A 21331-nucleotide genomic window follows, 5' to 3' on the forward strand; every position below is an offset into this window, starting at 1 on the left:
TAAAATTTGCCAAATTTTACTAGATTCTTTCGTGCTGTCTTTTTTCAAGATTTTTACTCAGAATCTAGCAACTTATCATTTGACTTAATACCACTAGACTTTCATTTACTGGTTAATAATAACACGGCTCCTATTAAATGTCAACCAGTTAATATTAAAGAAGAAAGAAAAATAAAGTAAAAAAACAAATAGGGGGCTTGTCATTTGTCAGCCAGTGTGCTATAATATATCAGTCCGACTTTTTAGATACACTTGTATCTTTCGGGGATTTTTAAGGAGGTACTTTTGCTTGGCAAAAGATGATGTTATCGAAATTGAAGGTAAAGTAGTTGATACTATGCCGAATGCGATGTTCACTGTTGAACTTGAAAATGGTCACAAAGTTTTGGCGACGATTTCTGGAAAAATTCGTAAGAATTATATCCGTATCCTGCCTGGCGACCGCGTGCAAGTGGAAATGTCACCATATGATTTGACACGTGGACGCATTACCTACCGTTTTAAATAACCTGGACATTCATTGAGTGCGAAAGCACAGTAACCTATAGAAAGGAAGACACAATGAAAGTAAGACCATCAGTTAAACCAATCTGCGAATACTGTAAAGTAATTCGTCGTAACGGTCGTGTTATGGTAATTTGCCCTGTAAATCCAAAACATAAACAACGTCAGGGATAGAAAGGAACTATTAAATTATGGCTCGTTTTGCTGGAGTTGATATTCCAAACGAAAAACGTATCGTTATTTCATTGACATACGTTTACGGTGTTGGACTTCAAACTGCTAAAAAAGTGCTTGCTGCTGCAGGTGTTTCAGAAGATGTACGTACTAAAGACCTTACATCTGATCAAGAAGACGCAATTCGTCGTGAACTTGACGGCTTGAAACTCGAAGGAGATCTTCGTCGTGAAGTAAACCTCAACATCAAACGCTTAATGGAAATTGGTAGCTACCGTGGTATGCGTCACCGTCGTGGACTTCCTACACGTGGACAAAACACAAAAAACAATGCACGTACTCGTAAGGGTCCTGCTAAAGCTATCGCTGGTAAGAAAAAATAATCTAGAAAGGAGTTAAAATGGCAAAAATTACTCGTAAACGTCGTGTGAAAAAGAATATTGAAACTGGTATCGCCCACATTCAATCAACTTTTAACAACACTATCATTATGATTACTGACGTTCATGGTAACGCTCTTGCTTGGTCATCTGCAGGCTCACTTGGTTTCAAAGGTTCTAAAAAATCTACACCATTCGCTGCACAAATGGCATCTGAAGCTGCTGCTAAAGCTGCTCAAGAGCAAGGGTTGAAAACAGTATCTGTTACAGTTAAAGGTCCTGGTTCTGGTCGTGAATCTGCAATCCGTGCACTCGCGGCTGCTGGTCTTAACGTAACTTCTATTAGTGATGTGACTCCTGTACCTCACAATGGTGCACGTCCTCCAAAACGTCGTCGTGTATAATCGTTAGTGAGTTGCAAAATCACTTTACTTTTCTTTTAGAGGAGACTATACATGATTGAGTTTGAAAAACCAAAAATTATTAAATTTGACGAAACAGAATTTTACGGTAAGTTTGTAGTAGAACCACTTGAACGTGGTTATGGTACAACTTTGGGTAATTCTTTGCGTCGCGTTCTCTTGTCTTCATTGCCTGGATCTGCTGTTACTTCAATTCAAATTGAAGGTGTTCAACATGAATTTGCAACAATCCCTGGTGTACGTGAAGATGTGGTCCAAATTATCCTTGCTATTAAAGGACTTGCGATCAAATCTTACGTTGAAAATGAAAAACAAATTGAGCTTGACGTTACTGGACCTATGACAGTAACTGCAGGTGACATTTTGACAGATAGTGATATCGAAATTGTCAATAAAGACCATTATCTTTTCTCTATCGCAGAAGGTCATTCTATGCGTGCTGTAATGACAGTAAACAAAGGTTACGGATACGTTCCTGCTGACGAAAACAAAGTCGAAGGTGCACCAATCGGTACTATTGCTGTGGACTCAATTTACACACCAGTTAGCAAAGTTAACTATCAAGTAGAACCAGCTCGTGTAGGTGGTGATGCATCTTACGATAAGTTGACTTTGGAAATCACTACAAACGGCACAATCGTTGCTGATGATGCTTTGTCTCTCTCTGCGAAGATTTTGACAGATCACTTGAACTTGTTTGTTGACTTGTCAGAAACAGCTTCAGAATCTGAAACTCTCGTGGCTAAAGAAGAAGTTAAAACAGAACGTGTCCTCGATAAAATTATCGAAGAAATGGACTTCTCAGTTCGTGCTTACAATGGTTTGAAACGCGCTGGAATCAATACCGTAGCTGATATTGTGGAAATGAGTGAAGCTGACATGATTAAAGTCAAAAACCTCGGTCACAAATCAGTAGAAGAAGTCAAGGTTAAATTGACTGACTTGGGCTTGGAGCTCAAAAAACGAAAATAATACAGGAGGAAAAAAATGGGTTACCGTAAACTTGGACGCACATCTTCACAACGTAAAGCTATGCTTCGTGATTTGACAACTGATCTTATCATCAACGAAACTATCGTTACAACTGAAGCTCGTGCTAAAGAAATCCGTAAAACAGTTGAAAAGATGATCACTCTTGGTAAACGTGGTGACTTGCACGCTCGTCGTCAAGCAGCAGCTTACGTTCGTAACGAAATCGCTATTAAAGATTTCAACGAAGAAACTGAAACTTTCCCAACTGCACTTCAAAAATTGTTCGACGATATTGCTAAACGCTACGAAGGCCGTAACGGTGGTTACACTCGTATCTTGAAAGTTGAACCACGTCGTGGTGATGCTGCCCCTATGGCAATCATCGAGCTTGTTTAAGAGAGTTCGGATTTAAATATTATATAAGATTACTTATTGAGTGTTATGATGATGGCGCTGTGTTTGAGTTGACGTATTAACGTCGAGTAGCACTGCTTAGTCTAGCTCTGTCTACCGAAATATTTCTTTCGGTAGTTCACTCAATATGTTTTTTTTTTTTTTGCTTTTTTATAAAAATCTTGGCCTCTTTTATGTAAAGAGGCCTTTTTGGAATATATTCTTTAAAAATTCTTGTCATAGAAAAGAAAACAGTCAGTGAAGTCTGTCTTTTGATATGTTATAATCAAATAATAGGTAAAATAAAAAAGCCTCAAGAGGCTAAAATTAGTCATGCCACTGAATGGAATCGAACCATCGACCTCCACCTTACCATGGTGTTGCTCTACCGACTGAGCTACAGCGGCTATACTTGTGCTTTCACCCAGTCCGAGAGCAACAGACGAGGATTTGCTTTGCAAATCTCTATCCATCGATTGAAAGCAGGGCTTCCAACTCTAGCGACTGAGCTATAGTGGCTTACAGTTAAACCATAATTATTTTAACAAAAATACGAATAAAAGTCTATAAAAATAATAGAAATGAGGGCTTAAAAATAGCTAAAAAAAAATCAACATTTCTTTGCCAAGAATGTGGCTACAAATCAGTAAAAAAACTCGGACGTTGTCCCAATTGTGGTGCTTGGGGTTCCTTTGTTGAAGAAGTAGAAGTCCAAGAGGTAAAAAATCAGAGAGTGAGTCTGACAGGCGAGCACTCTAAACCCATGAAGTTAGATCAGGTTGAACTTTTCGATACACCGCGTGTGGAAACCGATCTGGATGAGTTTAACCGCGTCCTTGGAGGCGGTGTCGTTCCAGGAAGTCTTGTCCTTATTGGGGGGGATCCAGGGATTGGTAAATCTACTCTACTGCTTCAAGTATCTACGCAACTTGCTTCAAGAGGGCGTGTACTTTATGTCAGTGGGGAGGAGTCGGCTCAACAAATTAAGCTGCGTGCCGAGCGTTTGGGCGACATCGATACAGATTTTTACCTTTACGCCGAAACCAATATGCAAAGCATCCGAAATGAAGTTGAACGTCTACAGCCAGACTTTCTTATTGTAGATTCGATTCAAACTATCATGACGCCTGAAATCCAGAGTACTCAGGGTTCGGTTAGTCAGGTGCGCGAGGTGACAGGAGAATTAATGCAGTTGGCCAAAACCAACGATATTGCGACCTTTATTGTCGGACATGTCACTAAGGAAGGGCAACTTGCGGGGCCGCGTATGTTGGAACATATGGTTGATACGGTCTTGTATTTTGAGGGAGAACGTCAAAATACATTCCGAATTTTACGCGCGGTCAAAAACCGTTTTGGTTCAACAAATGAAATTGGGATTTTCGAGATGCAGGGCAATGGTTTAGTGGAAGTGACTAACCCGAGTGAAGTTTTCCTCGAAGAGCGTTTGGAAGGCTCTACGGGCTCTGCTATCGTCTGTGCGTTAGAAGGTACGCGTCCGATATTGGTTGAGATTCAAGCTTTGACAACGCCAACCATGTTTGGAAATGCCAAACGTACCACCTCTGGTTTGGACTTTAACCGTGTGAGTTTAATCATGGCAGTACTCGAAAAGCGTGCCGGTTTTCTTTTGCAACAACAAGATGCCTACTTAAAATCCGCAGGTGGTGTCAAGTTGGATGAACCAGCCATTGACTTAGCAGTCGCTGTAGCTATTGCTTCTAGCTACAAGGAAGAGCCGACAGATGCACGCGAATGTTTTATTGGCGAAATTGGCCTGACGGGTGAAATTCGTCGTGTTACGCGGATGGAGCAACGTCTCAATGAAGCAAGCAAACTAGGTTTTCAAAAAGTTTACGCGCCTAAGAATAGCTTGGCAGGCGTAGATATTCCAGAAAATTTGAAAGTGGTCGGTGTGACGACTTTATCAGAATGTTTGAAAAAAGTATTTGGCTAAGAAAAAAGCTTTGTGAGTCAATAGGTCATAATCGTAATGGGACAAACAAGTATCTTGTTATGATGTGTGATATAATTGACACAGAGCTTTTTTAGTTATAAAAAATTGAGGCTATGTACAGAAAGGAAGTCTTATGCGTCGTTGGATAATTCATGTTCTCATGGGTATTGTGGGTGCCTCTTTAGGTATTACTACTCTCCCTTGGGTTTGGCACCTCTTTAGACAAGAGGGAAATGCTTTTAATCAGGAAATTGTAAATGGGTTAATTGGAGCAATTATTTTTGTTATTTTATCATTCTTTATGTCCAATTTGCTGATGCGAGCGTTGAAAAAACTAGATCAAAAAATCACGAGAGTCAATCTTTCAAAAATGGTATTTAATTTTATTGGTGCTATTTTAGGTCTGACCGTAGGCGTGCTTTTAACGATTCCTCTCTCTTTACTTGGGGTTCCAGTATTAAGCAACATTATTTCTTTTGTGCTGATTATTGGGCTGCTTTATCTTGGCTATACCGTCTTTGATAAGCGAGGAGACGAAATCTTTAAAATCGTTTTTCGTAAACGTAAAGAAGTCGCTGCAGTGGATAAGCCGGTGGTAAAAGAAGGAACTACAGCTCAACATGCTATGATTTTGGATACAAGTTCGGTTATTGACGGACGTATTTTGGACGTATTAAAAACCGGCTTCATCAGCGATAAAGTGATTGTACCTAATTTTGTATTGCTAGAGCTCCAGCTCATTTCAGACAGTTCTGATCCTTTGAAGCGTGCTAAAGGGCGCCGCGGCTTGGACCTCGTGAATTCCTTAAAAGAATTTGACAATGTAGAAATTTCTAACAAAGACTACAAGGACATACGTGAGGTTGACACTAAATTGCTTCGCTATGCGAGTGAAATCGGTGCGAAATTAGTCACCAACGATTTTAATCTGAACAAGGTAGCGGAAATCCAAGGCGTAATCGTCCTAAATATTAATGATCTTGCAAATGCCGTTAAGACACAACTGGTGGTTGGAGAACAGATTGAAGTAACGATTATTCGCGAAGGTTCTGAACGTCAGCAAGGTGTAGCCTATCTGCCAGATGGCACGATGATTGTCATTGAAGATACGGCCAAAATGATTGATAAAAAAGTTTTGGTTGAGGTTGCAAAAGTTCTGCAAACAAGTGCAGGCCGTATGATTTTTGCTGAACTTGTTAATTCAAAATAGTTAAACAAAAATAAGGAGAAACATGTACTTTAAGCGTTTTTTACAACTTTTTCTTATCTATGTACTGGCAGCACTTGTCCTTGTTGGTATTGTTTCAACAAATTTTTTGCAAAATAAAAATCTGACTTTTATCCTAGCTTTACTTATTTCTTATGCAGTACTCACCTTGCCTTTAGTTCTTTTGACCGTGTTGAAAACCAATAAAAAAACAACCAGTGTTGGTGCTCAAGGTCAAGGAGGTGAAGTGCGACGTATTTTGGCTCTCCTTCCGGGCTACCTTGCCTTGAGTTGTTCAACAAAAGAGGGAAAGTCCGCAACGACAATTATGAGTTTTATCCAATCGGTCCATGAAGAAAATGTATTTTACATGGTTGCTGATAAGCACGCCCGTAAAGTTCAAAGTATCAAGGAAAATCCCGATGTCTCTTTCACCACATGGTTTGACGGCTTAGAGAAGGGGGAGCGTCTATCCTCCAATAACGTGTATGCCGAAGTCTTAGAGGAAACGGCTGCAAAAGAAAGTGTTAAACAAGAACCCAACCTACTGAAGGTGCATGAAAATGCGGCAAATATGGCCATTATCAAACTTACAGTTCGCTCACTGGTTCATGAAAACTTTAAAGAAGGTAGCCGCATCATAGAATTTAATTGAAGTCTTTTTAGACTTCTTTTTTTGTTACACAGATCTAAAAAATACGTACAAGTTCATAGTTGCAATAAAACTTTAGAAATGTTATTCTAATTATGAAGGCGGTTACATTTTCGCTTTTGTCGTATTATTGTTTCAAACAAAAAAGGGGAAAAGCCCCGAAGCATATATCTATATGGAGGATAATTTGATGAAAATAGGTGTTCCAACAGAGATCAAAAAACACGAATATCGTGTAGGACTTGCACCAGAATTTGCCGCAGCTTATATTGCAGCTGGACATGATGTCTACATTCAAAAAGGGGCAGGTGAAGGTTCATCATATTCCGATGAACTTTACACAGCGGTTGGTTGTAATATCTTACCAACTGCCGAGGATATTTATGAAACAGCGGATATGATTATTAAGGTCAAAGAACCGCTTGAGCCAGAATATTCATTGATGCGTGAGGGACAAATATTTTATACCTATTTCCATTTAGCAGCTGATAAAGCATTGACAGAGGCTGTTTTAGATAAGAAAATTGTCGCTATTGCTTATGAAACCATCCGTGACCGTAACGGTGCACTTCCTGCGCTTAAACCCATGTCAGAAATTGCAGGGCGTTTATCGGTCCAAGAAGGTGCCAAATACTTGGAACGTCCTTTTGGAGGGCGCGGGGTTCTCCTTGGAGGAGTGACTGGCGTTCTTCCAGCAAACGTCCTTGTTCTTGGAGGGGCAGGAGTTGTCGGTCGTAATGCTGTCGCTATGGCTGTGGGGCTTCATGCCAATGTTACTGCAGTCGATGTAAATTTAGATGCCTTAACTGAGCTTGATAAACTCTATGAAGGACGTGTAAACACTGTTTACAGTACCGATCACACTGTAAAAGATCTGATTTCTAAAGCAGACTTAGTGATTGGTGCTGCACTGATCCCAGGCGCAGCTACGCCACAACTTATTCGCCGTGAACATTTGCCATTGATGAAAAAAGGAGCCGTTATTGTTGATGTGGCGATTGACCAAGGTGGAACATGTCAAAGCTCTCATGTCACTTATCATGATGACCCTGTTTTTGAAGAAGAAGGTGTGATCCACTATTGTGTGGGGAATATGCCTGGTGCTGTCCCTGTAACTTCGACAGCAGCCTTAAATAACGCAACTCTGGCAAATGGTTTAGCTATAGCAAACAAAGGTTATAAAGAAGCCTTGAGAGCTAACCCAGGCTTGAAAGAGGGCTTAAATGCGGACCATGGTAAATTGACATGTAAACCTGTAGCTGATTTATATAATATGGTTTACACAGATAGTGATGAAGTTATAAGTCATTAAAAATAAAAAAGCGCTGCCTGAGCAGCGTTTTTTTTATAGAGGAAGAACCATGTTGTACCATGTTTCTCCTGCAAGTTGTGAGTCAGAAATTCCTTTTGAAACAAATCCATAACGTTCGTAGTAAGGAATAAGGTTTTCTACACAAGTCAAGCTGATGCCTTGACGGCTTTCCTCAGCTGCAGCTTCTTTCATCAAATCCAGTAATGATGTAGCAATACCAAGCCCTTGGTATTCACTATCTACAGCAAGGCTAACGATAATTTGAAAGCGATCAGTCGGAAGACTTGCTTCTGTTTTTTCAAACATATCGTCTGTCAGATAACATTTATCAGAAGTTGGGCCCACGAGAATGCCGACCACTCTACCTTCTTCATTTCGAGCGACGAAAAAGCGCTCAGGAATGACTTGGATACGTTCTAACATTGAAGCGCGCGAGAGTACTTCATCCGCGGGGAAAGAAGTTTCTTCAATGTGCATCACATCATCAATGTCTGTGATTTTTGCTTTGTCATATGTAATTTTAGTCATATCTCTATTCTAACATGGTCCTCCTTGTCGAGTCAATGAAGCTTGTATTTCTTTAATTACAGTATGATTTTATAATGAGTCACTGTTAGAAACATTGCTCATAATATGATAAAATAAAAAGGAGCGAAACTAACAGGAGAAAATTATGTCTAATAACATTCGTGTGCGCTATGCGCCATCACCAACTGGGCTTTTACATATCGGTAATGCCCGTACTGCACTTTTTAACTATCTTTTTGCGCGTCATTATGATGGAGATTTCATCATTCGTATCGAAGATACAGACCGCGAACGTCATGTGGAAGATGGAGAACGTTCTCAACTTGAAAACTTACGTTGGTTGGGGATTGACTGGGATGAAAGCCCAGAAACACATGAAAACTACCGCCAATCTGAACGTTTGGAACTTTATCAAAAATATATTGACCAACTTTTGAGTGAAGGTAAGGCTTATTACTCTTATAAAACGCCAGAAGAGCTTGAAGCTGATCATGAAGCACAAGAAGCAGCAGGCGTTGCACCGCATTATGTCAATGAGTATGCGGGAATGTCAGAAGCTGAGAAAGAAGCTTATATTGCTGAACGTAAAGCAGCAGGCATTACACCGGTTGTTCGTATTTCTGTAAATGAAACAGCCATTTACAAATGGACAGATATGGTTAAAGGCGATATCGAATTTGAAGGTGGGAACATCGGTGGCGATTGGGTTATTCAAAAACGCGACGGTTACCCAACTTATAACTTTGCTGTAGTAGTGGACGACCACGATATGCAAATTTCACACGTTATTCGTGGGGACGATCACATTGCGAATACACCGAAACAGTTGATGATTTATGAAGCTTTAGGCTGGGAAGCACCTGTCTTTGGGCATATGACTTTAATTATTAACTCTGAAACAGGGAAAAAGTTGTCTAAACGTGACACCAATACGCTTCAATTTATCGAAGACTACCGTAAAAAAGGTTTCATGGCAGATGCTATTTTCAACTTTATCGCCCTCTTAGGTTGGAACCCAGGTGGTGAACAAGAAAAATTCAGCCCAGAAGAACTTGTAAAACTTTTTGATGAAAAACGTTTGAGTAAATCTCCGGCAGCCTTTGACCAAAAGAAACTGGAATGGATGGACAACGAATACATCAAACATGCAGAGTTTGAACCTGTCTTCGAATTGACAAAGCCTTTCCTTGAAGAAGCCGGTCGTTTTGATGCGCGTGCTGAAGAATTGGTAAAACTCTACAAGCCACAAATGAAATATGCTGAGGAAATTTTGGAGTTAACAGACCTCTTCTTTGGTGAATTCCCAGAACTCACAGACGAAGCGCGTCAAATGATGGCTTTGGAAACTTCACCCCTTGCTGTCGGTGCATTTCGTGAAAAACTGGCAACCTTAGAAGATTTTACTGCTGAGAACATCTTCCCGCTTTTCAAAGAAACACAAAAAGAAACAGGGGTTAAAGGAAAAAATCTTTGGATGCCAATTCGTATTGCTGCTTCTGGTAGCATGCACGGTCCAGAATTACCTGAAACAATTGCTCTTTTAGGCAAAGAAAAAGTTCTTGAACACATGGCACAGTTCTTATAAAAAAATGAAAATAACAAACGCACGAGTTAAAGCTCGTGCGTTTTTTGTATGAATGAAATCAGAAGTTTGTTTTGTTGAGGAGAGGCTAAGGTTTCAATGAGTTGTTCATAAGGGATGATATCGACGGCTTGATTGATGAGCAAGCGCCCATTGACAGCCAAGTGAGATAAAGTCTTCATATTCCTTTGCCACTCTGCGGGACTTAGTTTAGCATTCCAATGCCGCAGATGAAAAATCCCAACATCGATGGGCAATTGGGATAATTTCTCCCAATCCACCTGTTCGCCTGAAAGGAGGCCAAGGGCTTGGAACTTTCCGCCCGAACGTACGCAAGAGGCCAAATCTGTCCCTGCTTGTCCACCGACACAATCGATGGCAGCATCTACTTCAAGATTGCGCAAGTCTGTGCGTAATTCCTGAGCACCACGTTCTTTTAAAAGTTGGTGTTTTTTGTTATTGCGTGTAATAGCGATAAATTCAAAACCCAGAATCCGTGAGAGTTGCGCAAAGATTTGACCAATGGAAGAAGCTGCCGCATTTACAGCAAGTTTTTGACCAGGTTTTAATGCAAGGACTTCTGTACATAAAAGCCAAGCTGTCAGAGGATTGATATAAAGCTGACTGGCTGAAATCGAATCAAGGGACTCGGGAACAAAAAAAGCATGCGAAGCAGGGCATTTGACGAAACTTTGCCAAGTTCCTTCACCTTCCAGGGGGAGGACGCGTTGCCCGATAAGTTTCCGTGAAAGCGCGCTGCCGACATCTGCTACAAGGCCGACCCCTTCATACCCTGCAGTAGCAGGCAAACTTATCCTGTGTGCATAGGCGCCAGTCATTGGAATTAAATCCGAAGGATTGACTGGGGCATAGAGCATTTTTACAAGAAGTTCTTGGGGTTGTAAATGGGGTTGACACTTCTCTTTGAGCTTTAAGACCTGATGAGGCAACCCATAGCTCTCGTAAATGAATGATTGGTACATGGCTTTATTATAGCAGACTTTGTGAATTTTAAGGAAGAGACGATAATATCATAGATTGTATCCTGTTGTAAATATACAAAAAAATTATGTTTTAATTTTCTCTTATTCGTCATCAAAGAAAAGGTTTTGATAAAAAATGAAGTTATGTTAGACTTGATATATACAATGTGTCTTTTTGGTTAAATTTATGTAAATTCAACCTCGAAGTGTTGAAAAATATTAAGTAAGAAGGAGTAAAGTTGGATGAAAAGTAAAATACCCTACAAAGTCGTACGTTTGCTTATGATTGCCTCACTTGTGGTTCAGGCGTTGCTACCAGCATTAGTTATCGCAGAAACCATCGACAAGGAAGAAAAGCACAGTCGAACGACTTTGAGTAATGTGCAGTGGGAAGATGAAAAGGATCTCCAGACGGTTATTGTAGAAGGAAAGGTTGAAAAGGAAACTTCCGAAAGTAATCAACCTGAAGCTATCGTTCTGAAAGGCGCAGAATTTAAGAACGTAAGGACTGAAAAAGAACTTTTGGGCCTCACAGAAGGTCACTATAAGTTGGAAGACAATAAGGTGCTTTTAAGCTTATCGCAGAAGAGTGAGGGGACCTTCACTCTGAAACTTCAAGTTGTGAAAAACTCTTTAGTCAATGGAAAAGAGATCGCAGTCACTCTTGGTGACCAAGTGTTTACTCTTCCGATTAAGCTTGAAGAAACAGACAAAGAAAAAGCTACAGCTGATGATAAAGCATCAGATAAGGAAGCAGAAACAAGATCTGAAGAAGGAAAAGTAGAGGCTAAGAAACAAGTAGGAAATATCACAGATAAGGAACGTGGTTTACCCTTTGCAACGACACAACCTTTGGCTAATGGTGTTCCTTGGGACTTCGTCAGCAACAGTAAAGTGTCAGATCCTAACACAGACAGCGTGGTAGACATGGGTTTCTCTGATGTTCCCGGAGCTCATGATGGGCGTATCTGGACAGACAAAACCGTCCGTCATGATTTAGGAATTTTAGCAGATGACCAGTTTGAGGTAACACTTTCAGCCTTAGCACAAAGTGCACCGATACGCGCAGGTTATCAGATCCCTGCGGATACTGTCTTTACAATCGATGTTTCGGGAAGTATGACGGGGACGGATGGGGGAGAACGTTCACGTATCGCCCTTCTCGTTGATGCGCTAAATGAAGCCATCAGTATCTTACAAGAGGCCAATCCGCTCAACCGTGTAGCCGTTGTAGCTTACGGTGGCCATACAGGTGGTCATGCACGGGTCGAAAATATTTTGACTCTTGGACGTTACAGTTCCAACAATGGTGCCTTCTTCATTATGGCAGGGAACACCCAAGTCAATGTTGTGGCAACGGCTGTAGCAGGTTCAGGGGTGGCAGGTTCAAACCCTCAAGCTCAAGTACAAAACTTTGCTGTAAACGGCTCAACACCCACGCAGTGGGGGATTCGCGAAGCCAGCCGTATTCTGGAAAGTGTCACTGACCAAGAAGTTGAAGTTCCTGTGACAGATGAGAATGGAGGGGCATTACCTCCAGTAAAGGTCACACGTCGTCCTAACCTCATCCTGATGACAGATGGTGAGCCCACTATGGGGCGTCCAGACTTCGCCTTTGACGCTTTAACTCCAGTTGAGGTTGGTCCAAATGGGAATCTCCTTGAAGCACCTGGTGAATTTTATGGAAATGGAAACAACGGAGAGCAAGGCCTCGCTGTAATGACTGCCTTGACCGCCGCATATCGTGGCAAAACAGTCCTTGAACATTACTTCCCCGGTGGAGAAGTTGGAGGTACTGCAGAGGATCAACCTGCGCCAGATGTCGGTTTCTTTAGCATTTCCTTAGGGAAACAAACTGAAGCTGCTCAAAACTTGATTAGCGCAACTTTGAACCCTCTCCCAGATAATACAAATAAGGTTGGTCCTAATATCTGGGCATCCACAGGTATGCCGCAACTCCCGGGTGCCCCAACTGCAGCTACACCAACCATGACAACCCTCTTTAATAACTTTATTGCTAATGGCTCAACAGGTAACTTCTCTGCACTCTTTAGACAATCTTGGAACGATTATCAATGGAGAAATACGGTTAACATCAGAAATAACGCTCCTGTAACACTTGAAGCAGCAGATATCCCCTATGCGGATGAGTTTTTCAAGGCTGATGACCTACAGACTTTGCGCAATGCTTTTATCTCGATTACCAACAGTATTCAAGATACAGGCAACAGTTCAATCTTTGATGGCAATGGTGATGGGACAGACTTAGGTTCAGGCACACTTGATTTCTCAGATGTTTTGGGCAAATACATGATCTTTGACGGTCTGACGAACATTGTGTTCCCGGCACCAAATGGCGGAACATTTACCTATAATCTGGCAAATGTTGATGCACACCGTGACGAATTTATCAAAACATTAACAACTCAAATCCGTCAACCTGGCACTTCCGCTAACTTTATTGATAATGCCACAGCAGGAACTATACTAGATAATCGTCCAGAGAATGTGATTACTTATTACTCCGATAATCAAGGCAGATATCTTGGTGTTGATCCTGCTCTAGAAGCAGAGGCAGTTACTCTTGACTCAGACTATGGCTCAGTCCAACATCCTTCAGGATACAGAGAACTCGAAGCCAAGGATCAGTTTGTACATTGGAGCATTCCTGCCAATCTCATCCCTGAACGTACCGTTCGGCAAACAGAGGATGGTATACTCAGCATCACTGGTAACACTTCACCTATCCGTGCAAGATTTAATGTTGGTTTAGATGAAGCCAGGTTAGAAGAAGACTTTAGAGCGGGCGTAAATGTGCCAACAAACTTCTTCTCCAACTACTGGGATAATGAGGCCAACAGCTCTTTTGCAACATTTGAACCGTCGAGTGAAAATCCTTTTTATCGCCTTGACGGTGCAAGAATGGTGGCGAAAACAGAAAACCTTACAGGGACAAAACCCTATGTCAGCAAACAAATCGTAGAAGCTGATCCAACAGGCGAACCAGATGAACGTATCGTGACCAATCTCTTGGGGAATAACGGTACATTTGCCTTGAAGTATAAAGGGCAAATCAGACTGGAAAAAGAATTCATCTTCCTTGATGAAAATGGCGACCGAGTGAATCCTGACGGTGGTATACCTGCTAACGTTATACTCCGCGCATTGACCTTTACCATCACGGGTCCAAATAATTTTACACATACAGTTACATTTAACCCAGATGATTTCCATTTGGAAAACGGGAAATGGTACTTTGACTTGCCAGAGGACCTTCCAGCAGGTGTATATACGATAAAAGAAGAAGGTGGAGATATTGAAACGAGTGACCCGGGTTATACACATATGCCGGGAGGATTTGATCAAACCGTTACAGTGACGCCAGGTGGTACAGGCACAGCTAGCTTTGTCAATGTTTATGTGCAACCTCAGCTTGCCTCACCCTCTTTACGTATCATGAAATTCTTCCATGGCTTGCCAGAGGGAACTTATCCGGCAGACTTTGAAATTCTTATCGAGTATCTTGGAGATGGCAACCCACAACCGGACACTGGAAATCTCTGGACACTCAATCAAGACGGACACTATGAAACAAAAGTGAGCTTAGCAGATGCTATCGCAGGAACATCCTTCATTGGTGTAGCCGAAGGGACTTATAGAATCAGCGAACTCAATGCGGATAATGTGAAAGACGCAGGCTATATCCTCTCGAACAGCGTATGGGCTTATCGCCAGCTGGGTGCTGCAGGAAATCCAGCTAACGCAGATAACGGCCAAGGATTAGAACCGGTAGACGTGACGATTGGAGCAGCTGATGATGTGAGCTTTAGATTTGATAACTTCTATCAAAAGTTGGGCACTTTGGATTTAACCAAAACTTTTGAAAATATCCCGCTTGATCTTATTCCAGAGGATTTCCGTATTGTCGTGACTAACGATGCGACTGGTGAAAGAGTAGGAGAGTTAACCAAGGCAGATATTCTTAACCAAAATACACTTCATTTAGAGGGGCTGACACCAGGTTTTTATACCATCACAGAATCTAACTTTGAGATTGAGGGTTGGGATCATATAGGTACAGCTAATATTGATGGGGCAATGCAATTTGGGACGGGAAATCCCATCGAGTATCATTTCTCTATCCCAGGAAGCATCGGCAATAGTGACGTTGTGGTTAACATGTATAATAGCTACTTGAACAGGCCTATTACACCACCAATTCCGCCAGTTTATCCCCTGCAGTTGACCAAGATTGACCAATACGACCGCCTTGTCAATGAGGCGAAGTTCGATCTGGAAGTTTTTGATACCTCAATAGGGGATTCAGGTGAGTGGCGAGTGCTTGTTGCAGGTCTTGAGTCAGGGCAACAAACGGATGGTTTAGTCCAATATGTTGTCACAGAACCGGGGCAATATCGTTTCCACGAAACGCAGCCAGCACCAGGTTATGAGCTAGCAGATAATCCTTACAGTCAAGAAATAACAGTTACTGATGGGCAGGGAGGTCCGATTGACTTTGGTGAGATGGAGAACACTCTTTTCGCACGTATCAAGTTGCATAAGACAAATGTAGAGGCCCAAGACTTACCAGACGCTATCTTCAAAATCGAATTCAGCGAGAGTGAAGACGGCCCGTGGGAAACTATTGCCGAAGGTTTGACAACGGAAGCCGATGGTATTGTTGAAAAAAATGTCGGCAAAGACGGTTACTATCGTTTTATCGAAACACAAGCACCAGGCGGTTTTGTCTTAGACAGCACCCCACGTCAAGTCCATGTCAACGCAGGAGAAACAGGGGAAACAACCTTCTTTGCTGGAGATATGGTCAACCGACCAATCGCAACTCTTCAACTGCGTAAGACAGATGCGGACAGTCACGATTTAGCAGGGGCAGTCTTTAAAGTTGAATTCAGCGAAAATAGAACTGGGCCATGGGAAACTGTCTCAAAACCAGAAGGCATAACTTCTGGCGAAGATGGCCTTGTCCAGCTTGATGTTGAAAAAGACGGTTACTATCGTTTTATCGAAATACAAGCACCAGCCGGCTTTGTCTTAGGCACTACGCCGCGTCAAGTCCGAGTAACCGCAGGAGTAGGCGGACAAGTCCTCTTCTCTGCCGGTAATATGATTAACCATAAACAACAAGGTGAAAATGAACTCAAACCACGTCTTCCGATTGTCGGAGATAACTTGGGTCTAGGGCTCTTCGCTTGTGGTTTAATCTTCCTTCTTGCGGCAGGATTTATATTGTACAAGAAGAAAAAGAGTAAAATTTAAGAAAGACTTTAAAGTAAAGCCTTTCCGAAAATAAAAAAACAAGCAGTGGATCTTTAATCTACTGCTTGTTTTTGCTTTGTCAGCTTATTTATCGTTTACTGGGAAGATAATCTTAGAAGAGCCAAGATCGACTTCATAAGTCACCTCACGGTTATCACGTACGGTATGTTCAAAGTCTGTACTGTAAAGTAAGAGGCGGAGTTTGTCCCCTTTTTCTAGCTGGTGAAGTGTCGGCTGAAGTTTAAGGTTTACGGTCAGCCATTCATTTTCTACGATTGGGCTTATGGTGCGTAAGTCTTCACGGTTTTGCAGATTGAGGAAACCTTTGGTCATAAGTTGATAAGGGCTATCTACCAAAGGAATTTCCATTAGATTTTCCAGCATAAAGTTACGGCCTCGGTCTAGAGCTTTCAAGTCCAGAGTTTGCGCATTTTCTGAGAGACGTTTCTTGCTTCCAAAGTCAAGAAGTTGTGCAGAAAGAAGGGCCTTACTGTCATTGACTTTGATTTTGAGGGTCAGTTCGATTTGACCATTCACTATCAGGTCTTCCGGTACTTCTAAGTCGACCACAGCTGCTTGGGCCTTACCTTCATACAAGTCCTTTTTGAAAGTATGGAAATCTTTACTGTAAGCATTAAAGGTCTCTTCAGCGTAATGATTGTCAAATTTTAGGATAGAAGCAGCTGTTTTGCCGAGCGGCAATTTGACCGTTTCTGCACTGCCCCAGTCGGCTACACCTGTCCAACTTTGAGCTTTGCCATTTTCTTGTAAAACAAGAGGAGGCAAGTTGAGAGTCAGCTTGCGGTCTAAGAGTTTAGCGGTGAAATAACTGTTGATGGTTTCGCTAAAGTCGATGGACTGCCAATTGTTCATATAAATATGAGCGCCGCGATGGAGGAAGGCGTGTTTGACGGTTTCTTTGGGCAGGGCTTGCCAAAAATGGTAGGCTTGATCTGGTGTGACATTCCAATCTTGTAAACCATGCACAATCAGAACGTCTGCCTTGGTGTTTTTTGCATGAGGTAAATAATTTCTGTCGTGCCAATATTGATTGTAATCGCCCGTTGAACGCTCAAGAGCATCAAGCATTTGAGAAAGATGAGCTTCGTACTGCGTATTGTGCGCGAGGAAATCAGCGCCTTGTAGATTACGTGAATAAGTCAGTGCCGCCAAAACATCTAAGTCTTCCCCTGGATAACCACCTGGAGAGCGCACCAAACCATTTTCACGGTAATAAGAGTACCAAGAGGTGATACCGGCTTCAGCTAAGATAACTTCTAGACCATCAATACCGGTCGTTGCGGCGCCATAAGCCATTGTACCCAGGTAGGATTTACCCGTCATCGCAACTTTCCCATTGGCCCAATCAGCAGTAACTTCTTGGGTTCTCTTGCGGGAGCTGAAAGCACGCGCTCGACCATTGAGCCAGTCAATCGCAGCAGTCATACTATAAATTTGTTGGTAATCGCCTGAAGTTTGGAAACCATCAGAATCTAAAGTTCCGACACCAGCCACATAAAGTGAAGCAAAACCACGCGCTAAGAAATAATCATTCAGCGAATAAGTCCAACCGTGTGTGAACTTTTGAGTGGGTGTTTCAGGAGTGGCTTCTAGAGCAGGCTCTTTCTCGTAATTTGGAAGAGCAGGAAGCTGCGTTGTCACGCTGATTTTTCCAGGAGCTTTTTCTTCTAAAGGTACATTCATGTCATGCAATTGCTTGTCATTGGCGATTTCATTTATCCCCAGATGGTAAGGGCTTGCAGTCATAACCGTAGGCAATTGGCCCTCAAACACGGGACGAATAATCTGAACTTTAATCAAATCATTTTTTCCAGTATGATAAGTATCGACTTTAGATTCGACCCAGACTGTTTCACGGATCAGGTTTGCAGTGTCAAAAGTCGCAAGCGATTTGTCATTGAAAAAGTGGTAGGTGTTACTCACAGGAAGCAGACCTTCAGATACCCAGTGTTCCACCAGTGTCATTCCGTTTTTACGACGGCTACAAAGGAGGAGATAAAGCGCACTGATGAGGTTTTCACTGTTCAGTGCTTCCTCATCCACCATGGGCAGATTCACAGATTGTGCAAATTCTTTTGCTTGGTCCACTTGAAACTCAAAATTTGGCACAAAACCCAGTAATTGCAAACTTACCGTCCAAAAGATATTCCATGTGAGCGCTTGTTCTGAGCTTAGGAATTCATGGAAAGAGGCTGTGGGTGTTGCTTGAATGCTTTCACTGTCTACAGGTGCAACCATTAAAAAGTTTTTGAGGATTTTCTTTTCTTCCCAAAAAACAGACCAAGTAAAGCCGAGATGATCCAGCTCAATTAACTGTTCATCAAAGGTTTTTTCAACGATGGAAAAGTGATTAAATTTCATGCAATATCTTCCTTTCGATACACTATTATAGCCATTATATCAGAAAAGAAGCTTTGCTGCTTTGGCATCTCACTTACGGTATGGAGCAAAAATTGAAAAAGAGTGCTATAATAAAAGAGTAAAGAAGAACAAAACAGAGAGGAGAATAATTATGAAATTCAAATTCAGTGGGATTTCTTCATATGAGGAAAAAGCAACACCAAACTTTATGGGGGAAGCAAATTCACACAGTATTATAAAAGAGTTCGACAGCATGGATCAAGCTATTCAGCATGTTGTTGATAACAATGGTTTTATGGTCACAGACAATGGCAAGTTTGCATTCCATGTCCGTACAATCACTCAAGTGGAAGAATAAGAAGTTAAAGGCATGCCAGAGCGCATGTTTTTTATTATCATTCTTTTTGCTTTAGCAAATTAGAATGATAATACGCAGGGAGCGAAGCGAGCTAGAAAAAAATTCGCCTCAGACAAAGAGTAACAAATGTTAGCGACAAAGTATGTACATTTTTTTAAAATAAGTAAGGAGTGTAGAAAAACCTTAATATAAAATTGAAGCCATTATTTTAATAAACGAGTTTAAATGGTGGTATAATAACTCTTGTATTAAAGGAGTAGATGAATAAAAAAGGAAGATGACAAAAGAATTTATAGAATATTTACTGCGATTACTGGAAGAAAAAGAAGTAAATGTTGTGACTCAAAGACGGCATAGTTACGTGATGTATCAAGGCATTGAGTCAGATTATGTGTATATACTTAAAGAAGGTGTAGCTAAAATCAGCAATATTATGAGGGATGGACGTGAGTTTAATATTGCTTATGTAACAGAACCGGATTTTGTTTCCTTGCTGGAAGAAAAGCAAGAAAATGGCATATCAGCTCTTTTCAATGTACGGGTCGAGTCAGAAGAAGCGATTTTTTATCGCGTGCAACGTCAAGAATTTTGGAAGTGGGTAAGGAGTGACTTGACCTTGTTCCGCATCGTTGATGATTTCTATCAAAGAAGGTTAGCCATGAATTTAGAACTCTTGCAAAAGATGACAATCAATGGAAAAAAAGGTGCAGTTTGTGCCTGTATTAATAGCTTGATTAACGAATTTGGGATAAAGAAAAGAAACGGTATTCTGATTGATTTTCCAGTAACAAATGAAGACATTGCCGGCTTTTGTGGCATATCAACACGCAACAGTGTGAATCGTATCATCCGAGATCTTAAAACGGAAGAAATTATTGATATTATTGATAACAGAATTATGGTTTACAACTCAGAATATTTTGAGGATTATATTAGCTAAAAAGACTATATTTAGTCTTTTTTCTTTATAGAATATTGTTAATTTTTAATCTGCAACACAAGAGCAATCGCTTACATGGCGCGGTTTTTCCCCTTTTACCTTGTCTGACAAATTTTCTGTTCAAGAATTCACATCTTTTTAGCCAAAATAAAAAAAACATGCTATAATGTCTATGTATAACAAAAGAGTTTAACATTAGTTAATCTCGTTTTTATTTTGTCATTAATTTTTATTACTTGGAGGAATTCATGGACTATTCATGGACAGTGAAATATCTCACTGAATTTATTGGTACTGCCCTTTTGCTTATTTTGGGTAATGGTGCCGTAGCGAACGTTGAACTTAAAGGTACAAAAGCCTTTGGTCAATCTTGGTTGATTATCGCTTGGGGTTACGGACTTGGTGTAATGTTACCAGCCGTAGCTTTGGGTAATGTCACAGCTCAAATCAACCCAGCCTTTACACTTGGACTTGCAGCATCAGGATTTTTCCCTTGGGCACAAGTACCATTCTATATTCTTGCTCAACTTCTTGGAGCAATGTTTGGTCAGTTGATTGTCGTAATGGTTTACCGCCCTTACTATCTTAAAACGGAAAATCCAAATGCTATTTTAGGAACCTTCTCAACAATCGATAACGTTGATGATGGCACAATCACTACACATACAGGCGCATTGGTTAATGGTTTCTTGAACGAGTTTGTTGGATCATTTGTTCTCTTCTTTGGGGCGATGGGCTTGACAAAACTTTATCGTGGTGTGGAATCCATCAACTGGATGACAAACTACGCGTCTCAACAAGGTGCGGACGTAACAAGCGCTGACGTTACTGGACAAATCGCAGCATCAGTATCAGGTGCAGCATCATCTGCAGCAATCAGCCACGTTGTTCTTGGATTCCTCGTGCTCGTATTGGTTGCTTCACTTGGAGGACCTACAGGTCCTGGTTTGAACCCAGCACGTGACCTTGGACCACGTATCTTGCACTCACTTTTACCAAAATCAATTTTAGGTGAAAACAAAGGGGACAGTAAATGGTGGTATTCATGGGTACCTGTTACAGCGCCTATCCTTGCAGCACTTGCAGCTGTCGCTTTGTTCAAAATCATGTATCTATAATCTTAAAACGCTGAGGAAAGATCGAATAGAACTTTCTGCTTAACAGTCCGTGGCTTTAGCTACAATGTTAATAGCGTATTATGACTGATTAACCCTCATCTTTGGATGAGGGTTTTATTATTTTAAAAGTGGACATTAAAAATTTGTAAAGCTAACTGAAAATTAATTTGATAGAATAAATGCATAGTCA

18 protein-coding genes and 1 tRNA gene are annotated in these 21331 nt (G+C 41.2%); 15 read left to right on the plus strand and 4 right to left on the minus strand.

Annotated features, from left to right (window positions below):
* Positions 1–289 precede the first annotated feature (289 nt).
* From infA to rplQ, 6 genes are read left to right on the plus strand one after another with little or no spacing between them, the layout of a single operon-like run.
* The gene (gene infA / locus PYW30_RS00900; protein ID WP_003133772.1) at positions 290–508 is read left to right on the plus strand and encodes a translation initiation factor IF-1; all 219 of its coding nucleotides are present in this window, start codon (positions 290–292) and stop codon (positions 506–508) included.
* Between the two features lie 53 nt (positions 509–561).
* Entirely contained in the window at positions 562–678 is a 117-nt protein-coding gene (rpmJ, locus tag PYW30_RS00905; RefSeq protein ID WP_014024193.1) for a 50S ribosomal protein L36, read from the plus strand.
* A gap of 17 nt (positions 679–695) precedes the next feature.
* On the plus strand, positions 696–1061 hold the full coding sequence (gene rpsM, locus PYW30_RS00910; protein WP_003133773.1) for a 30S ribosomal protein S13: 366 nt from the start codon (positions 696–698) through the stop codon (positions 1059–1061).
* A 17-nt stretch (positions 1062–1078) separates the two neighbouring features.
* Positions 1079–1462 carry a 30S ribosomal protein S11 gene (gene rpsK / locus PYW30_RS00915; protein WP_003133774.1) on the plus strand — a complete coding sequence of 128 codons (384 nt, stop codon included), beginning with the start codon at positions 1079–1081 and terminating at the stop codon, positions 1460–1462.
* 51 nt (positions 1463–1513) lie between these two features.
* The gene (locus PYW30_RS00920) at positions 1514–2452 is read left to right on the plus strand and encodes a DNA-directed RNA polymerase subunit alpha (protein WP_003133775.1); all 939 of its coding nucleotides are present in this window, start codon (positions 1514–1516) and stop codon (positions 2450–2452) included.
* A gap of 15 nt (positions 2453–2467) precedes the next feature.
* The gene (rplQ, locus tag PYW30_RS00925; RefSeq protein WP_003133776.1) at positions 2468–2848 is read left to right on the plus strand and encodes a 50S ribosomal protein L17; all 381 of its coding nucleotides are present in this window, start codon (positions 2468–2470) and stop codon (positions 2846–2848) included.
* 331 nt (positions 2849–3179) lie between these two features.
* On the opposite strand, the gene PYW30_RS00930 is transcribed toward rplQ, so the two are convergent.
* Positions 3180–3252: transfer RNA gene (locus PYW30_RS00930), tRNA-Thr, on the minus strand.
* A 188-nt stretch (positions 3253–3440) separates the two neighbouring features.
* Between PYW30_RS00930 and radA the strand changes: the two genes are divergently transcribed.
* From radA to ald, 4 genes are all read left to right on the plus strand, one after another.
* Entirely contained in the window at positions 3441–4802 is a 1362-nt protein-coding gene (radA, locus tag PYW30_RS00935) for a DNA repair protein RadA (protein WP_074750756.1), read from the plus strand.
* A gap of 133 nt (positions 4803–4935) precedes the next feature.
* Entirely contained in the window at positions 4936–6012 is a 1077-nt protein-coding gene (locus PYW30_RS00940) for a PIN/TRAM domain-containing protein (RefSeq protein ID WP_003133779.1), read from the plus strand.
* Between the two features lie 22 nt (positions 6013–6034).
* A complete protein-coding gene (locus PYW30_RS00945) occupies positions 6035–6664 on the plus strand; it encodes a pyridoxamine 5'-phosphate oxidase family protein (RefSeq protein WP_042217676.1) in 630 nt (209 codons plus the stop codon).
* Between the two features lie 187 nt (positions 6665–6851).
* Positions 6852–7973, plus strand: a complete 1122-nt coding sequence (gene ald / locus PYW30_RS00950) for an alanine dehydrogenase (RefSeq protein ID WP_042217673.1) — start codon at positions 6852–6854, stop codon at positions 7971–7973.
* A 33-nt stretch (positions 7974–8006) separates the two neighbouring features.
* Here the strand turns inward: ald and PYW30_RS00955 are convergent, their stop codons facing one another.
* Positions 8007–8501 carry a GNAT family N-acetyltransferase gene (locus tag PYW30_RS00955; protein ID WP_014024197.1) on the minus strand — a complete coding sequence of 165 codons (495 nt, stop codon included), beginning with the start codon at positions 8499–8501 and terminating at the stop codon, positions 8007–8009.
* A 145-nt stretch (positions 8502–8646) separates the two neighbouring features.
* Between PYW30_RS00955 and gltX the strand changes: the two genes are divergently transcribed.
* Positions 8647–10086, plus strand: a complete 1440-nt coding sequence (gene gltX, locus PYW30_RS00960) for a glutamate--tRNA ligase (protein ID WP_003133785.1) — start codon at positions 8647–8649, stop codon at positions 10084–10086.
* Positions 10087–10112: 26 nt separating this feature from the next.
* On the opposite strand, the gene PYW30_RS00965 is transcribed toward gltX, so the two are convergent.
* Positions 10113–11066, minus strand: a complete 954-nt coding sequence (locus PYW30_RS00965) for a zinc-dependent alcohol dehydrogenase family protein (RefSeq protein ID WP_042217671.1) — start codon at positions 11064–11066, stop codon at positions 10113–10115.
* Positions 11067–11309: 243 nt separating this feature from the next.
* Between PYW30_RS00965 and PYW30_RS00970 the strand changes: the two genes are divergently transcribed.
* On the plus strand, positions 11310–16343 hold the full coding sequence (locus PYW30_RS00970; RefSeq protein WP_042217669.1) for a vWA domain-containing protein: 5034 nt from the start codon (positions 11310–11312) through the stop codon (positions 16341–16343).
* 84 nt (positions 16344–16427) lie between these two features.
* Here PYW30_RS00970 and PYW30_RS00975 read toward each other — a convergent pair whose 3' ends face one another.
* Positions 16428–18725: a Xaa-Pro dipeptidyl-peptidase gene (locus PYW30_RS00975; protein ID WP_042217667.1), complete on the minus strand. Its 2298-nt coding sequence runs from the start codon at positions 18723–18725 to the stop codon at positions 16428–16430.
* A 151-nt stretch (positions 18726–18876) separates the two neighbouring features.
* On the opposite strand from PYW30_RS00975, the gene PYW30_RS00980 reads away from it, so the two are divergent.
* The 3 genes from PYW30_RS00980 (at position 18877) to gla (ending at position 21141) form a co-directional block, all read left to right on the plus strand.
* Positions 18877–19083, plus strand: coding sequence for a hypothetical protein (locus PYW30_RS00980; RefSeq protein ID WP_003133790.1), 207 nt, complete (start codon positions 18877–18879; stop codon positions 19081–19083).
* Positions 19084–19360: 277 nt separating this feature from the next.
* Positions 19361–20023, plus strand: a complete 663-nt coding sequence (locus PYW30_RS00985; protein WP_003133792.1) for a Crp/Fnr family transcriptional regulator — start codon at positions 19361–19363, stop codon at positions 20021–20023.
* 248 nt (positions 20024–20271) lie between these two features.
* On the plus strand, positions 20272–21141 hold the full coding sequence (gene gla / locus PYW30_RS00990) for an aquaglyceroporin Gla (RefSeq protein ID WP_003133793.1): 870 nt from the start codon (positions 20272–20274) through the stop codon (positions 21139–21141).
* Positions 21142–21331 lie beyond the last annotated feature (190 nt).

Origin of the sequence: Lactococcus garvieae subsp. garvieae (assembly GCF_029024465.1) — a bacterium.
GTDB lineage: Bacteria > Bacillota > Bacilli > Lactobacillales > Streptococcaceae > Lactococcus > Lactococcus garvieae.

What these genes read in the sequence shown, in the direction of transcription:
- rpmJ (WP_014024193.1), top strand. Translation starts at nt 562, where the DNA reads ATGAAAGTAAGACCATCAGTTAAACCAATCTGCGAATACTGTAAAGTA.
- rpsM (WP_003133773.1), top strand. Translation starts at nt 696, where the DNA reads ATGGCTCGTTTTGCTGGAGTTGATATTCCAAACGAAAAACGTATCGTT.
- rpsK (WP_003133774.1), top strand. Translation starts at nt 1,079, where the DNA reads ATGGCAAAAATTACTCGTAAACGTCGTGTGAAAAAGAATATTGAAACT.
- PYW30_RS00920 (WP_003133775.1), top strand. Translation starts at nt 1,514, where the DNA reads ATGATTGAGTTTGAAAAACCAAAAATTATTAAATTTGACGAAACAGAA.
- rplQ (WP_003133776.1), top strand. Translation starts at nt 2,468, where the DNA reads ATGGGTTACCGTAAACTTGGACGCACATCTTCACAACGTAAAGCTATG.
- PYW30_RS00940 (WP_003133779.1), top strand. Translation starts at nt 4,936, where the DNA reads ATGCGTCGTTGGATAATTCATGTTCTCATGGGTATTGTGGGTGCCTCT.
- PYW30_RS00945 (WP_042217676.1), top strand. Translation starts at nt 6,035, where the DNA reads ATGTACTTTAAGCGTTTTTTACAACTTTTTCTTATCTATGTACTGGCA.
- ald (WP_042217673.1), top strand. Translation starts at nt 6,852, where the DNA reads ATGAAAATAGGTGTTCCAACAGAGATCAAAAAACACGAATATCGTGTA.
- PYW30_RS00955 (WP_014024197.1), bottom strand. Translation starts at nt 8,501, where the DNA reads ATGACTAAAATTACATATGACAAAGCAAAAATCACAGACATTGATGAT.
- gltX (WP_003133785.1), top strand. Translation starts at nt 8,647, where the DNA reads ATGTCTAATAACATTCGTGTGCGCTATGCGCCATCACCAACTGGGCTT.
- PYW30_RS00965 (WP_042217671.1), bottom strand. Translation starts at nt 11,066, where the DNA reads ATGTACCAATCATTCATTTACGAGAGCTATGGGTTGCCTCATCAGGTC.
- PYW30_RS00970 (WP_042217669.1), top strand. Translation starts at nt 11,310, where the DNA reads ATGAAAAGTAAAATACCCTACAAAGTCGTACGTTTGCTTATGATTGCC.
- PYW30_RS00975 (WP_042217667.1), bottom strand. Translation starts at nt 18,725, where the DNA reads ATGAAATTTAATCACTTTTCCATCGTTGAAAAAACCTTTGATGAACAG.
- PYW30_RS00980 (WP_003133790.1), top strand. Translation starts at nt 18,877, where the DNA reads ATGAAATTCAAATTCAGTGGGATTTCTTCATATGAGGAAAAAGCAACA.
- PYW30_RS00985 (WP_003133792.1), top strand. Translation starts at nt 19,361, where the DNA reads ATGACAAAAGAATTTATAGAATATTTACTGCGATTACTGGAAGAAAAA.
- gla (WP_003133793.1), top strand. Translation starts at nt 20,272, where the DNA reads ATGGACTATTCATGGACAGTGAAATATCTCACTGAATTTATTGGTACT.